General features: G+C 66.2%; 18 protein-coding genes and 1 pseudogene. 4 read left to right on the forward strand and 15 right to left on the reverse strand.

Annotated elements, in window-relative coordinates:
* Window positions 1-14: 14 nt before the first annotated feature.
* A pseudogene (locus QMO76_RS24510) lies at window positions 15-835 on the reverse strand (MspA family porin).
* Window positions 836-1,056: 221 nt separating this feature from the next.
* Here QMO76_RS24510 and QMO76_RS24515 point away from each other — a divergent pair.
* Window positions 1,057-1,758 (forward strand): hypothetical protein, encoded by a 702-nt coding sequence (locus tag QMO76_RS24515; protein WP_306363682.1) that lies wholly within the window; start codon window positions 1,057-1,059, stop codon window positions 1,756-1,758.
* 48 nt (window positions 1,759-1,806) lie between these two features.
* Here the strand turns inward: QMO76_RS24515 and QMO76_RS24520 are convergent, their stop codons facing one another.
* The 3 genes from QMO76_RS24520 to QMO76_RS24530 are packed head-to-tail and all read right to left on the reverse strand — an operon-like array spanning window position 1,807 to window position 2,359.
* The gene (locus QMO76_RS24520) at window positions 1,807-1,983 is read right to left on the reverse strand and encodes a hypothetical protein (protein WP_306363683.1); all 177 of its coding nucleotides are present in this window, start codon (window positions 1,981-1,983) and stop codon (window positions 1,807-1,809) included.
* On the reverse strand, window positions 1,980-2,192 hold the full coding sequence (locus QMO76_RS24525) for a hypothetical protein (protein WP_306363684.1): 213 nt from the start codon (window positions 2,190-2,192) through the stop codon (window positions 1,980-1,982). Before QMO76_RS24525 ends, QMO76_RS24520 begins: the two co-directional genes overlap by 4 nt.
* 2 nt (window positions 2,193-2,194) lie before the next feature.
* Window positions 2,195-2,359 (reverse strand): hypothetical protein, encoded by a 165-nt coding sequence (locus QMO76_RS24530; RefSeq protein ID WP_306363685.1) that lies wholly within the window; start codon window positions 2,357-2,359, stop codon window positions 2,195-2,197.
* 210 nt (window positions 2,360-2,569) lie between these two features.
* Here QMO76_RS24530 and QMO76_RS24535 point away from each other — a divergent pair, with 210 nt between their 5' ends.
* Window positions 2,570-3,742: a helix-turn-helix domain-containing protein gene (locus QMO76_RS24535; protein ID WP_306363686.1), complete on the forward strand. Its 1,173-nt coding sequence runs from the start codon at window positions 2,570-2,572 to the stop codon at window positions 3,740-3,742.
* A 135-nt stretch (window positions 3,743-3,877) separates the two neighbouring features.
* Here the strand turns inward: QMO76_RS24535 and QMO76_RS24540 are convergent, their stop codons facing one another.
* From QMO76_RS24540 to QMO76_RS24560, 5 genes are all read right to left on the reverse strand, one after another.
* On the reverse strand, window positions 3,878-4,639 hold the full coding sequence (locus QMO76_RS24540) for a DUF222 domain-containing protein (RefSeq protein WP_306363687.1): 762 nt from the start codon (window positions 4,637-4,639) through the stop codon (window positions 3,878-3,880).
* A gap of 198 nt (window positions 4,640-4,837) precedes the next feature.
* Window positions 4,838-5,443: a hypothetical protein gene (locus QMO76_RS24545; RefSeq protein WP_306363688.1), complete on the reverse strand. Its 606-nt coding sequence runs from the start codon at window positions 5,441-5,443 to the stop codon at window positions 4,838-4,840.
* Between the two features lie 4 nt (window positions 5,444-5,447).
* A complete protein-coding gene (locus QMO76_RS24550) occupies window positions 5,448-6,410 on the reverse strand; it encodes a hypothetical protein (RefSeq protein WP_306363689.1) in 963 nt (320 codons plus the stop codon).
* Between the two features lie 91 nt (window positions 6,411-6,501).
* Window positions 6,502-7,077, reverse strand: a complete 576-nt coding sequence (locus QMO76_RS24555) for an MspA family porin (protein ID WP_306363690.1) — start codon at window positions 7,075-7,077, stop codon at window positions 6,502-6,504.
* 325 nt (window positions 7,078-7,402) lie between these two features.
* The gene (locus QMO76_RS24560) at window positions 7,403-7,615 is read right to left on the reverse strand and encodes a hypothetical protein (protein WP_306363691.1); all 213 of its coding nucleotides are present in this window, start codon (window positions 7,613-7,615) and stop codon (window positions 7,403-7,405) included.
* 353 nt (window positions 7,616-7,968) lie between these two features.
* Here QMO76_RS24560 and QMO76_RS24565 point away from each other — a divergent pair, with 353 nt between their 5' ends.
* Window positions 7,969-9,183 (forward strand): helix-turn-helix domain-containing protein, encoded by a 1,215-nt coding sequence (locus tag QMO76_RS24565; RefSeq protein WP_306363692.1) that lies wholly within the window; start codon window positions 7,969-7,971, stop codon window positions 9,181-9,183.
* Window positions 9,184-9,391: 208 nt separating this feature from the next.
* Here QMO76_RS24565 and QMO76_RS24570 read toward each other — a convergent pair whose 3' ends face one another.
* The 4 genes from QMO76_RS24570 to QMO76_RS24585 form a co-directional block, all read right to left on the reverse strand.
* Window positions 9,392-9,808 (reverse strand): type II toxin-antitoxin system VapC family toxin, encoded by a 417-nt coding sequence (locus QMO76_RS24570; RefSeq protein ID WP_306363693.1) that lies wholly within the window; start codon window positions 9,806-9,808, stop codon window positions 9,392-9,394.
* On the reverse strand, window positions 9,805-10,059 hold the full coding sequence (locus tag QMO76_RS24575) for a plasmid stabilization protein (RefSeq protein ID WP_306363694.1): 255 nt from the start codon (window positions 10,057-10,059) through the stop codon (window positions 9,805-9,807). The genes QMO76_RS24570 and QMO76_RS24575 overlap by 4 nt, the downstream gene beginning before the upstream one ends.
* 83 nt (window positions 10,060-10,142) lie before the next feature.
* Window positions 10,143-11,462 (reverse strand): M18 family aminopeptidase, encoded by a 1,320-nt coding sequence (locus tag QMO76_RS24580; RefSeq protein WP_306363695.1) that lies wholly within the window; start codon window positions 11,460-11,462, stop codon window positions 10,143-10,145.
* 154 nt (window positions 11,463-11,616) lie between these two features.
* On the reverse strand, window positions 11,617-12,054 hold the full coding sequence (locus tag QMO76_RS24585) for a MarR family winged helix-turn-helix transcriptional regulator (protein WP_306363696.1): 438 nt from the start codon (window positions 12,052-12,054) through the stop codon (window positions 11,617-11,619).
* Between the two features lie 46 nt (window positions 12,055-12,100).
* On the opposite strand from QMO76_RS24585, the gene QMO76_RS24590 reads away from it, so the two are divergent.
* The gene (locus tag QMO76_RS24590; RefSeq protein WP_306363697.1) at window positions 12,101-13,180 is read left to right on the forward strand and encodes a substrate-binding domain-containing protein; all 1,080 of its coding nucleotides are present in this window, start codon (window positions 12,101-12,103) and stop codon (window positions 13,178-13,180) included.
* Here QMO76_RS24590 and purQ read toward each other — a convergent pair whose 3' ends face one another.
* Complete coding sequence (gene purQ / locus QMO76_RS24595; RefSeq protein WP_306363698.1) at window positions 13,181-13,858, reverse strand: phosphoribosylformylglycinamidine synthase subunit PurQ; 678 nt, start codon at window positions 13,856-13,858, stop codon at window positions 13,181-13,183.
* Entirely contained in the window at window positions 13,855-14,088 is a 234-nt protein-coding gene (purS, locus tag QMO76_RS24600; RefSeq protein WP_029926445.1) for a phosphoribosylformylglycinamidine synthase subunit PurS, read from the reverse strand. Before purS ends, purQ begins: the two co-directional genes overlap by 4 nt.
* Between the last annotated feature and the right edge of the window lie 59 nt (window positions 14,089-14,147).

The following is a 14,147-nucleotide window of genomic DNA, read 5'->3' on the forward strand; positions in this document are numbered from 1 at the left end:
GTCCGGGCGAGCAATCAGACGTGTCTCCCGACAACGAGACCGCGACACGCCCGGGAGGCGACGTGGCTGGACATCGAGAACTGGGTGTAGACCCGCACACTCACCGGACCCAGACAGTTGTCCACATGGACCTGGATGCCGGTCAGGTCCGAGGCGCCGACAGCGCCCTCGAGTACGCGTTCCGAGAGCGGGATCGTGGTGATCGCACCGGGTTTGATCGTGGTCTGGATCGACGGTGACACCGTCGCACTGCCCCCGACATTGACCGAGGGCGTTCGGAGATGGTGACCGAGGCATTCGGACCGACCGATGCCGAGGACCCGGTCTGCAACCCCGAGGACACGTCGGTGTTGCAGCCCAGCTGCAACCCCGAACGCAGCACCCCGGACTTCACCCCGCTGCTGCCCTGGCCGGTGATGTTGCCGATCGCGGTGGCGTCGACGAACGCCTCCCGCGTCCACGGGGATTGCGCCAGATTCGGCACGGTGTTGACCACCACGTTCACCAACGACGCCTCCGCCACCCAGCCATCCACCGTAGGCTTGGAGGCCACGTGATCGGGGCTGCGAACAACTCCGCCGACGCCACCCCCAGCTCCCACAAGACAACCACCGGCAACCCAACCGCAACCGCGGAAACCCTCATCATCACAGCGAGCCCACCCCAAGAGTCTTGCGCCTGTAGAGCTTCTAACTGTTCGACCACAGCAGAACAGCCACTCCGATAGCAATCTTCTAGCTACTTTTGTGATCGAGGTCATGACAGCGGTCGGACCCGGCCGAGAACGCTTTTCCGATCCGCCGACACGCCATCCGGATTCGCGCTTCCGTTCCATCTCGAAATACTCAACGGCCGACTGCGGCCCGTACCGGCGTTTACGCCGTGAAACTGCCGACAATATGGGTAACTATTCATTTGCCCAATTGCGGCATCGGGTGCTAGATGTCCGGTTTGTCCACTTGAAAGTTGCTGTATCTCTAGGGAATCGAAGAATGGTTTTCGCGGCACGCCGTAATTCTGGCGTGTTCAATCCATTGAAAGCTCTTGCGTGACTGTATGGTCTGTCTCGCGCTCGCCACACTGGTAGCGGTAGCTATCAGCGAACGATGCGGTACCACCGGAGGTGCTTTCCTCCCCCAACCATTTCACGCTGACACTGTCAGCGCCTGTCGAAAGGTGTGTCTGCACGTGTGGATTCGTAAGCTCGTTGCTACGTCGTTGCTTGCTATTGCCGCCACCGGAGTGTCGGCAGCAACATCGCACGGTGAAACCGCTGTCGCGGCCCCCGTATTCAGCGGGCCCACCATGACCGCGACCGACCAGGGTATGACCGTCACCGCCGGCGCTTCCGAGGACGGCGCCGGCATTACCGCGCATCTGGTCGGCGGCCGGTTCGAGCTGAGCCCGGACGGCAATACGATCACCATCACCAACAATGACGGCAGCGCGGTTCAGAACGTCTCCACCGTGTTCGCCAACACCGAGCGCATCGTGCGTCTCAGCGCCGAGGTCAGCGCCGACGGCAGCACCGTCACCATGCATCCGACGTCCGAGCAGCGGGTCGCCTCGGTGAGCGAGGCGCAGGACATCGGCCTGGTCGGCAGTGTCGCGGGTATGGTCGTCGGCTTCTTCGCCGGTGCCGTCGCCGGTTGCATGATCGGCCTCGCCGGTCTGATCGTCGGCTGCGTTCCGATGATCTTCATCGGTGCGATCGCCGGCACCATTGTCGGTGCCGTCGCGGGTGCCCTGGTGCTCTGATCGACACTTTCGCGTGGGCTGCGGCGTCAGCCGCAGCCCACGCGGCGTTCAACGCCATCGGCCACGGTCGGCGGAGTCGGAACAGGACTGGTCGACGTCCACCGCCATATCGGTGACCGGCCACCCGTCCGCGCCCACCGGCCACACCCCGTCATCGCGATGCAGGAACCCGATCGGGTCGTCGGCCCGATCACGTCCGCGCCACGCCGACTCCGCGCCGGTCACCGTACCCGCCCGGAATCCGGCACCAGCTTCCCCTGCTCCCGCAACATCTGGTGCGCAACGGATTTCGTGACGCACACCCCGACCTCGCACTCGATGTGCACCTGCATCGCCCGGTGCGGATCGCGCTGCGTCCATGCGGGACTCACGCAACTGACCAGGGTCGCGATGGAAATCGCTTCGGCCCCAACAGGAATGCTGACGAGATCCACACTCACCACCCCCGCAGCGGAAGAAAGGTGCGCGCGGACTCGGCCGCCAACCGCGCCTGAAGTTCGGCGACAGGCTGCCCGTGGCGGTGGCGCGGCGGCCGGTGCTCGTGCGAGGCGAGGGCCGCTAGCACGCCCGCAACGATGAGAATGATGGCGAGGACGTCCATTCCGCTTCCCTCCGATGCGATCGGTGATGTGGAGGCACCCTCGCCGAGGCGTCGAGACCATCCCGGTGTCGGGGCCACAAGCAGCCTCACACGCCCGCTACCAGCCGAAGTACCAGAAAAGTGCCAGCAACTTGCCCCACCGCGCGCCGCCGATTCCGGATACGCTCGTAGGCGTACCTGTACCCGCCCACTCGGAGCGAGGTTCTCGGCATGACCACCAACGGCATCGGCAGTCGTATCGCAGCGGAGCGCAAGGTCGCCGGTTTGACGCAGGAGGCGTTCGCGAACCGCATCAGCTACAGCAAGGGCATGGTCAGGGCGGTCGAACAGGGCCGCGAGCCCGCCTCGCCCGGTTACATCGCGAAGGCCGCTCTGGTACTCGGCGTCGAGCCCGAACACCTGATGGGCACCCCGTACTACGACACCTTGGAAGAGGACGGGCCGCTCGATGGTCTGGCGGATCTGCGCGCCATTCTCGCCGAGGGTGCGTTCGTCCGACAGGTGGAGCCAGCGACTCTGCCCGAGCTGCGGGCACGCCTCACCACGATCGAAATCGCGCTGCGGAATGACAAGACACGCAAGGCTCTTGCGGAGTTGCCCGGTCTGATCCGTCAACTCTACGGGGCAGTCCATACCGGCAGCGAAAGCGATCAGGCATATCGCATGCTGTGCTCCGCATGGATCGCGGCCGAGGGAGCTTGTACCCGCCTCGGCCACACCGCCCTGACCGCGCTGATCCTGGACCGCCTCGATTCGACCGCCGCGCATGTCGACGACCCGCTGATGACAGTGCGCAGCCTGATGAAACGTGCCCGCCTCCTCATGACACACGGCTCGACCGAGGTTGCTATGTCGTTGGTGGAAAAAGGTATCGGGCTCGCGGCAGGTCAGAGCGAGGCCGAGCGAGTGCTGCGCGGCTACGGGCTGCTCCGAGGCGCGATCGTTGCCGGACGCGACCGCAATCTCGACCTGGCTCAGCAGTTCGTCACCGAGGCCCGAGGACTCGCTCGGCCGATGCAATGCGAGAGCGACCTCTACACCACGGAATTCGGGCCGGGCAATGTCGAAATCCACGCCTGTGCGGTCGAACTCGAGGCCGGGGATCCCGGCAAAGCAGCTCGCGAGGGTGCCGCCCTGCGACTCCCCACCGATATCTCCGCTACCCGTGCCGGACACCACTGGCAAGACAATGCCCGCGCCTGGATCCTCGCCGGTCAGCCGGACAAGGCGCTGTACTCGCTCACCATGGCCCGCCGCATCGCCCCACAGCAGACCAGACTCCACCCGAACGTCCGCGAGTCGCTGTTCGCCATCGCCTCGGCGGAGCGCCGGAAATCGGACAGCACAGGCGCATTCGCCCGCTGGTTGGGTGTGACCCTCTAGCGAGCGGACCGATCCGCTACAACGGCTATGCGCGAGAGATGCTGAGCGAGCTGACGAAGAAGCCGCCTACCGGCATGCGCACCGAGGTACGCGAGCTCAGCCGGAAGGTGGGTGCCCGCGCCTATAGCCATGGATTCAGCGACTGATCAACGTCCCCACACCGACGATCGGCCCCAGTTCCGCGTCCAGGCAGATCGTCGTTCCCCCGTCCGCGGTATGAATCTCGACTGCCCGAACGATCGCGGGGCGGGTCTCGCCGCCGTGATGAACGAGAACACTGTCTCCGGCGCCTACCGCTCGGCCGGAGAGTATCCCGGTTACGAAGAGCCATCCGGGTCGTGCTGGAAGTACGTCGACTCGCTCTACGACCATCAGCGAAACCGCCTCCGTCATAACGCCGCCCGCACGGGTATGGGTACCGACCCACGCGAGATCAGCCGAAGGGTCGAACGCCTCGGGATCGTGCACACCCAGCTGTTCACCGAAAGTCGCCGCCCACAACCGCGCCCCCGAGATCGCGCCCTCGGCCTGCGCGGCGGCCGTGGCCGGCAGACGCGGTTCACACTTCTCACCGTAGGCACTGGTCAACACTCCGAGCTGCGCGGCGGTCTTCACTCGGGCGACCGCGTCGGCCTTGGCCAGGCGCAGGGTCTCCACCAAATATCGGTACAACCCCGCCGCCCCGGTGGTGGTCCACAGCTTTCGGTCGTTGACTTCGACCACATGCCGATGACCCACCGTCTCGAGTCGACGGCGACACACCTCCAATCCTCGGACGCGGGCGGCGAATTCGGCGTCGGTGAACGCTGTCAGGTCCTCGCGCAACAGTGTGTCGATCGCCGCCTGCAACGCGTCGATCACGCTGCTGGAATTCCCCCTCCGAGTGCATTCTGTCATCCTACCGCGAAATGCATCGCACCAGACTAGAAGAAGGCATCTGAATCAGCCATCTTCAAATATCTCCACTCACCGTGGGCCATCGCCCCGGCGATCGCCCATACGAAATCAACGGCGATCTCATGCCGCGCAGCCGACAGGATCCGCACTTGCTTCTGCACTGCCCCTCGGTGCATATGAGCCAGGTGGACCTTCTTATTATGAGATCGGAACCTTGATCGGGATAGTGGCGTCCTGGCAGTCATATCCTGGGGTTATCAAGCCTTGGAACTGCAACTGTTTCGCGCGGTCGATGATGTCCGGTGTCGCAGCGGCACGAGGAGTGATCCCCAGAACTACGCGATTGTCGTAGTTGTAGTCCAAGGACGGTGAGGGCGCGAAGGATGGGACCGTTGGTGACTCGAAGGGAATTTCGGTCACCGGAGGTCGCACGGTCATCGGAGGCTGTGTCACGACGGTGTTCGGCGCCGTCGTGGCCGTCGCGGGGTTGGGTTTGTAGAAGCAGGCCGCAACCACCACGTAGGCGGACTTGTCGTACATCGGCGGCGCTGGATCAGCTTTCGGCGCGCCTGGGAGCTCGAGCACATTGATTGTGCGAAGCACCGAATACGGGGGTGCAACGTCGGAGCCGGTCAGCTTATCGGCAGCGTCCCAGGTTTGGCCCAGAAGGTCCTCGACGTAGACATCACGCGTTTGAGGTTCGGGATCTGTCTCCGAGTCACTGCCGCACCCACCTACCGCGAAGACAAGAGCGACGAGACCGAACATTGCGGTTAGCATCCGAATTCGTGTCATTTCAGCCATGTCCCTATTGTCCGTTCCGGTAGGCCATATCGCCCAGCGGGACGGTTTTGCAGATGATTCCACCGTCCGGCACCAGCGCTTCCCCGTAGCTCTTATCGACGAGGATATTGTCAGGCATCAAGTATTTGTAGACCACGAACTGGGAGCGTTGGTAGGTGGTCCAGGCTGCATAAGCGGAGCCGGGTGGTGGTGGATCGCCGAAGCATGTCTTGTTGACTGCGACGGAGTTCTGGTTCGCTTCCGACTCCGAATGCTTGAAACTGACCCCACCGTAGTCGAACTTCAGGTCGACCCCGAGATCGTTCTGTGTGGTGATGGTGGTAGCGACCGATTTTTGCACACTGCTGGTGCACTGTTTGGACGTCGGGTCCGGTGTGATGCAGTAGCCGCCGTTGGGTAGCGCACCCGGCGGCACATAGGCGTAGGTGTCGAGCAGAGGGACAAGTTCGTATCGATACCAATAGCATGTGGCACCGCAGGCGGGCGGGCGGGCAGGAAAGGACTCCTTCACCCCCGGTGGCGATGTTGGGACAGGTGACGACGTCGACTCCGGGACAGGCGTCCCTGGGATCGTTCTCACTGGAGTCCGGTGGGGGTCGAGCACCGAAGGTTGGCCTGCGGGAGGTGGCGTCGTGGTGAGTCCGGGCACGATGTCGGTGCCGTTGCCGTGCGGGAGTTGGCCGGGAGCGTTCCCGGCCTGACCCTGCACGCCTGCGCCGGGCGCTTGGGTGGGCTGTAGCCCTGGGGCGGTCGGTGGTGGCGTGGTCGTGGTGGTGGTTGGTTCGCCGGGGTCGTGGCAGACATACGGCACCGGCGGCGGGGGTGGGGGTCCCGGATTGCCGGGATTGCTTGCTCGCCACGTCGATTCCCACGCCGCGTTGTAGGCCGCGGTCTCGCGCGCGCACCGCTCGGCCGGTGTTTCGCCGGTCGCCGATCCGGCGTTGAGCGCGATCACGGTCGCCGCCACCACTGTCAGGGAAGCGGTGATGGCGGCGACCGCGCGCCCTCGCCGTTGAGGTCTGGGGAGGGTTGGGAGTCTCATGTCCGGTCCCGCCCGTTCAGATGGTGGTCGGGTCGGAGTAGACCGTCACCGTGGTATCGGCGACATGGGTCGACATCGAGAACTGGGTGTAGACCCGCACACTCACCGGACCCAGGCAGTTGTCCACATGCACCTGGACACCGGTCAGATCCGACGCGCCGACCGCGCCCTCGAGCATCCGTTCCGAGAGCGGGATCGTGGTGATCGCACCCGGCTTGATCGTGGACTGGATCGACGGCGACACCGTCGCGCTACCACCCACATTGAGCGAGGGGCGTTCGGAGATGGTGACCGAGGCGTTCGGGCCGACCGACGCCGAGGACCCGGTCTGCAACCCCGAGGACACATCGGTGTTGCAACCCAACTGCAACCCCGAACGCAGCACCCCCGACTTCACCCCCGTCGAACCCTGGCCGGTGATGGTGCCGATCGCGGTGGCGTCGACGAACGCCTCCCGCGTCCATGGGGATTGGGCCAGATTCGGCACGGTGTTGACCACCACGTTCACCAGCGACGCCTCCGCCACCCAGCCATCCACCGTCGGCTTGGAGACCACGTGATCGGGGCTGCGGACCAGCTCCGCCGACGCCACCCCCACCCCCGACTAGACAACAACCAGCAAACCTATCGGAACCGCGGAAACCCTCATCACAGCGAACCCACCCCAAGAGCCTTGCGCCTGTAGAGCTTTTGACCGTTTGACCAAAGCAGAACGATCAGTCGGTTGGCAATCTTCTAGCTAATTATGTGGTGGAGGTCATACCGGGCTGCGAGGTCTGGGGCGGCACCACTGTCCGGCTCCACATCGGTGACCGGCCAACCGTCCGCACCCACCGGCCACACACCATCATCGCGATGCACGAGCCCGATCGGGCCATCGACCCGATCACGCCCGAGCCACTCCGAATCCTCACCGGTCACCGCACCCGTCCCGAGTCCGGCACCAGCTTCCCCTGCTCCCGCAACATCTGGTGCGCAACGGATTTCGTGACGCACACACCGACCTCACACTCGATGTGTACCTGCATGGCCCGATGTGGATCACGCTGTGCCCATTCGGGACTCACGCAACTGACCACGGTCGCGATCGACATCGCGTCGGCGTCAACGGGAATGCGGACGAAGTCCACGGTCACCACCCCCGCAGTGGAAGATAGGTACGCGCGGTCTCCGCCTCCAACCGCGCCCGGAGTTCGGCGAAAGGCTGCCCGTAGCGATGGCGCGGCGGTCGATGCTCGTGAGTGCCGAAGGCCGCTAGCACGCCCGCAACGATGAGAACTACGGCGAGGATGTCCATTCCGCTTCCCTCCGATGCTCGAGTATGGGAGTGGCTACCCGACGCCGAGGGGCGTCGGATCATCCCGGCGTCGGGGCCACGCATGCACCGTATGGCGGCCCTGAGCAGCAAATAGGTACAGTTCGTACCTCTCACACGCCCGTCCCGCGATTACGCTGAGATGGTCACCACACGGAAGGGCGTCCCGTGATCGACACGATGACCATCGGCCAGCGAATCAGGATTCAACGCGAACGTGCGGGCATCTCTCGGCCCGTACTGGCCGGTCTGCTCGGGAGGTCGGTGGAGTGGGTGAAGGCTGTGGAGAACGGCCGCTTGCAAACTCCTCGCCTACCGATGCTGCTGCGGATCGCCCAGGCATTGGAGCTGGACGATCTCGCCACGTTGACCGGCGACGGTCACGCTGTCCCGGTGACCGTATTCGCGGGCGCACGTCATCCCGCTCTCACCGAGGTGCAGACCGCGCTCACCGACTACCGACTGATCTCGGATGACCGCACCGTCAGTCCTCGGCACCTCACCGAACGGTTGCGGACTGCATGGCGGATAAGGCATTCCAGCCCCGACCATCGCACGCAGCTGGGTGCGCTGCTGCCCGGTCTGATCCGCGACGCTCAGCATGCGGCGCGCACCTCAGAGGAGCGACGCGAGGCACGGCGCGCGCGGGCGGGCGTCTACCAATTGGCTGACTTCTACGTCGCGTATCAGCCAGCGCCGGAATTGGTGTGGATGGTGGCCGACCGCGCGATGAGCGAAGGCTACGAAGCCGATGACCCGTACGTGATCGCATGCAGCGCTTGGGCGATGGTGCAAGCGCTACGGGACTCCGGCCGCTGGGAAGAGGCGATCGCATTGGCCCGTAGCGCCATCGACCAACTGGACCCGTATCTGCACCGCGAAGCGACACCGGACGATTGGCGGGGAATCACTGGAGCGCTGGAGGCCGAGATCGCCTACGTATTCGCCCGCCGGGGGCGATGCGGCGAAGCATGGGCCGGATGGGAACGCGCCGACAAGATAGCGCGACAGCTGGGGACGTCTTACCGTCACGTACAGACCTCGTTCTCGCTGCCTGTCATGGCCGCGCATGCGACGACTCTCGGCGTGGAACTGCACCGGCCGGGTGAGGCATTGCGCTCCGCACGCAGTTTCGAACCCGATCAGATCGTCTCCCTCCCCCGCCGGAGCCGACATCTCATCGAAGTGGCGCGTGCGTACCTACAGCGGGACGAAGAGACGGCCGCCCTCATGATGCTGATCGAGAGCGAGCGGACCGCACCCGAAACGATCCGCTACAACGGCTATGCGCGAGAGATGTTGGGCGAGCTGTCGAAGAAGCCGCCTACCGGCATGCGCGCCGAGGTACGTGAGTTCAGCCGGAAGATGGGCTTCCGCGCCTAGCCATGGATTCAGCGACTGATCAACGTTCCCACGCCGACGATCGGCCCCAGTTTCGCGTCCAGGCAGATCGTTGTTCTCCCATCTGCGGTATGAATCTCGACTGCCCGAACGATCGCGGGGTGGGTCTCGCCGCGTAACGTCGCCCGCACGGGCATGGGTACCGACGTACGCGAGATCAGCCGAAGGCTGGGTATCCGCGCCGAGCGAGCTACCGCCATGGATTGATGACCGGCACTCCGGCGGCCTCGAATGGCGAGGTGTCGCGGGTGGCGACGGTGAAGCCCGCGGCGGCTGCGGTGGCCGCGATCATGCCGTCCGGGGGAGAGATGGCCGATCCGGCGGCGCGGGCGGTGGACATGATGCGTGCGTATTGGGCGGTAGCGTCGAGGTCGTAAGGCAGAATGCGGCCGGAAAACGATGGCATGGTGAGGTTTTCGAGCCAATCGGCGTATTCGTCGCGGCGGCGACCGGCGGGCATGACGGCGATGCCGTACCGGAGTTCACCTACGGTGACCGCCGTCAGGCACAGGGTTTCGACGTTCTGAGCATCGAGCCATGCCAGTACTCGCGGATTGGGGTCCTTGGTGGCGGTCTCGCTGATGACGTTGGTGTCCAGGACGATCACTCGAACCCCAGGGGCTCGGCCGGGGTCCGGTCGCGTCCGAAGTATTCTTCGAGTTCATTGTCGGTGAGTTTGTTCTCCTCGCTGATGCCGCGCGCGAGCATCGACCCGAGCTTGATCCGCTCGGTCGGTTGCACGGCTTCAGCGAGAATGGCACGCATCTCGGCCTCGACACTGCGGCCGTGGGTGGCCGCGCGTTGGCGGATCGCACGGTGCACCTCATCGCTGAGGTTACGGATTGTCACATTCTTCATACGACATCATCCCACCGGGTGGACATCACTTAGCCGGGCTTGCCATCAATGCTATCAGTCGTCGCCCTGCGCTATCACTGCATTCAGCGCCCGATCTCCGGCGTGAGGAAGGCCGCCAGTGCCGCCGCGTACGCGGGCACGTCCGCCGCGCCCATCAGCTCCCGCGCCGAGTGCATGGCCAGCTGTGCCGCGCCCACGTCGACGGTCGGCATTCCCGTGCGGGCGGCGGTGAAGGGGCCGATGGTGGAGCCGCAGGGGAGGTCGGCGCGGTGGACGTAGCGTTGCAGCGGGACGTCGGCCTGGGAGCAGGCCAGGGCGAAGGCTCCCGCGCCGGTGGCGTCGGTGGCGTAGCGGAGGTTCTGGTTGACCTTGAGCACCGGGCCGCCGTTGACCTCGATGCGGTGCATGGGTTCGTGGCGGTCGGGGTAGTTGGGGTGGGTGGCGTGGGCCATGTCGCCGGAGGCGCAGACGGACCCGGCCAGGGCGGCGAGGTATTCGGCGCGGCCGCCGCCGCGGGTGAGGACGATGCGTTCGAGGACGGCGGGCAGCAGGGCCGATTGCGCGCCGCGATCGGATTGGCTGCCGACCTCCTCGTGGTCGAACATGGCCAGCACCGGCACCGCCGCGCCGGGTTCGGCGATGGCGGCCAGGAAAGCGCGCAGGCCCGCGTAGCAGGTGCCCTGGTTGTCCAGGCGGGGCGCGCTGACCAGGTCCAGGTCGCGGCCGATGAGCTTGGCGGGCACCAGGTCGTGGGTCATGAGTTCCCAGCCGAGCACCGCGTCCGGTTCGATGCCGGAGCGTTCGGCCACGAAGGCCAGGAAGGAACGCGGTTCGACGCCGACGCCCCAGACGGCGTTGACGTGCCGCTGCGGATCGAGTTTCACCCCGCCCCGGTCCTCGGACAGGTGGATGGCCAGCTGCGGCACCCGCAGGATCGGTTCGTCGATGCGAACCAGCCGCTCGCGCACCACATTTCCGTCGCGCACCGACAGCCGCCCGGAGATGCCGAGATCGCGGTCGAGCCAGGAGTTGAGCCAGGCCCCGCCGTAGGGCTCCAGCCCGACCAGCTGCCATCCGGCGGACGCCAGATCCGGATGCTGCTTCACCCGCAGGTTGGGGCTGTCGGTATGCGCCCCGATCACCCGGAACGGCGCGGCCTGCCCGCCCCGGAACCCGGACGGCGCACCCGGCCCGCCGTCGGCCCACGCCACCAGCGATCCGCCGCGCACCACGTAGTAGCGCCCGGCGCTGCTGGACGGCCAGGGCGCGGATTCGGACAGCCTGGTGAAGCCGTGATCGTCGAGTTCCGCCGCGACCGTGCGGCATACGTGGAACGGGGACGGCGAGGCGTCGATGAATTCGCACAGTCCGGCGGCGGTGGCAGCGGTCACGGAAACGGGCATGAGCCGATCCTAAGCAGTCACGCTTCGCATCCGCCGCCCGGCATCCGGGCGGTGATCCGACCTGCCGAGACATAACAGCCGGTCTCCAGACCCATCGGATGCGCCCGAACCGGCCGGTACCCACCGTGGGCACGAACTTCAGCCGCGAGCACGGTCAGTCGGGCAGCGGGGTCTCCGCGACCTGCTCGAGCAGGCGCAGCAGTTCCTGATAGTTCACACCGCCGAGGCGGCGGCGCAGTTCGGCTTCGGCGCGCTGCTCCTCGGCACGCACCTCCTGCACCAGGTCGACGCCGCGGCGGCTGAGTCCGATGAGGATGCGGCGGCGGTCGTCGGCGGCGGCGATGCGGAAGATGAGCCCGCGTTCGGCCAGGCAGTCGGCGTGCCGGGTGGCCGAGGAGGGTGCGAGCTGGGCGCGCGTGGCGAGTTCGCTCATGGTGATGCCGGTGTCGGCGGATAGATTGGACAGCATGGACCACTGATCCGGGGTGAGCCGGCGGGCGGCGAGAGCGTCGTCGAGGTGACGCAGCCAACTGCGTTCCGCGGCCCGCAGGGCTCCATGCAGCGTGTTAATGCTGCTTACAATTGTCGCCATATTGTCCGCCCATCAATTTCCGCTCGAACGAGAAGCAGAGTAACCGATGGTACCGCCGCCCGAGAATCTCGATCACAGTATCGAGATCCTCAACATAGTCCCGCTCCAGGGGCCCGGCGGTATCTTCGCACCGTCCTGTGAGGCCGCCATTTCTCTGGCCGCCGAAGAAATCAACAGTGGCACTGGAATTCTCGGTCGCGAATTGCGTACGACGCACATCGACGGCGGTCGCGATCCCGACGAGGTGGCGCGGGAGGTGGAGGCGCTGCTGGCCACCGGCATGGTGCACGCGGTCACCGGCTGGCACACCTCGGCGGTACGGCGGGCGGTGGCCCGGGTGACGGCGGGGCGGGTGCCGTACCTGTTCGCCACCGACAACGAGGGGCTGGACCAGGCCCCACCCGGCCTTTTCCTGGTCGGTTCGGATCCGAGCCACCAGATTCTGCCCGCCCTGCGCTGGCTGCGGCGGGAGTTGGGGGCGCGCCGCTGGGCGATCATCGGCAACGACTACGTGTGGCCGCGGCGGACCGCCGCGGTGGTGCGCGGCGATCTGGCCGAGGCCGGACGGGAGCCGCCGCTGCCGCTGGAGATGTTCGTCCCGCTGGGCACCGAGGACTTCACCGAGTTCCTGACCGATCCGCGCCTGGACCGCGCGGACGGGGTGATCGTGCTGCTGGTCGGGGCCGATGTGGCGCGGTTCAACCGCCAGTTCACGCGGGTGGGGCGGGCCGAACGGCAGCTGCGGGTGAGCCCGGCGGTGGACCAGAACGTGCTGCTCACCGGGGGCGCAGCGGCCAACCGGAATCTGTATGTGCCGTCGAGCTTTTTCGTGAACGCGGGCGCGGACTCCGACCGGCTGGCCCGGTATCGGCGGCTGCACGGTGAATTCGCGCCCGCCCTCACCAATTTCAGCAATACCGAGTACGAGGCGATTCACACCCTGCGGGCCATGGCGGAATCGGCGGGGTCACTGGACGTGCGCCGCGTGCACGCGGCCGTACAGGACGGCCGCGTGCTCGAAACCCCTTCGGGGGAAAGGCGATTCGCCGGACAGCAGGTGGTGCTGCCCGGCTATATCGCGGCGGTCGACGGTGTCGAGTTCGACATCCTGGACCGCATCTGCTGATCAGGCCGAGACGAGGGTGTCCAGCACGGACAGGAACATGCCCAGGCCGTCGTCGCTCGGGCCGGTGAGCGCCTCGGTGGCGTGCTCCGGGTGCGGCATGAGGCCGACGACGCGGCCGTCGGCCGAGGCGATGCCGGCGATGCCACGCTGGGAGCCGTTCGGATTGTCGCCCGCGTAGCGGAAGACCACGCGGCCCTCACCCTCGAGTTCGTCGAGCACGGCCTCGGACGCCTGGTAGCGGCCCTCACCGGACTTGAGCGGGATGAGGATCTGCGCACCGGGCTCGTAGCGGGAGGTCCACGCGGTGTCGGCGGTCTCCACCTGCAACCACTGGTCGCGGCAGATGAAGTGCAGCCCCTCGTTCCGGGTGAGCGCGCCCGGCAGCAGCCCGGCCTCGCACAGCACCTGGAAACCGTTGCAGATGCCCAGCACCGGCATGCCCCGGCCCGCGGCCTGCACCACTTCGCCCATGACGGGCGCGAAGCGGGCGATGGCCCCGCAGCGCAGGTAGTCGCCGTAGGAGAATCCACCGGGCACGATGACCGCGTCGACGCCCTTCAGGTCGGCGTCGGCGTGCCACAGGCTGACGGCCTCGGCACCGGCGATGTTCACCGCGCGGGCGGCGTCGACATCGTCGAGCGTGCCCGGGAAGGTGATGACACCGATGCGCGCGCTCACAGCCGGACGACCTTCCAGTCCTCGATGACGGTGTTGGCGAGCAGCGATTCGGCGATCCGCTCGAGCTCGTCGTCGCTGACGTTGTCGTCGACATCGAGTTCGAATCGCTTGCCCTGGCGCACATCCGAGATACCCGGGTGTCCCAGGCGCCCGAGCGCGCCGACAATGGCCTGACCCTGCGGATCCAGGATCTCGGCCTTCGGCATCACCTCGACCACGACACGTGCCACGTGTTGCTCCTAAAGCTGGTGGGGGTTTACCTGATCAGGGTAATTGCCGCTGCTCGAGT

The organism is Nocardia sp. CC227C (assembly GCF_030767025.1).
GTDB lineage: Bacteria > Actinomycetota > Actinomycetes > Mycobacteriales > Mycobacteriaceae > Nocardia.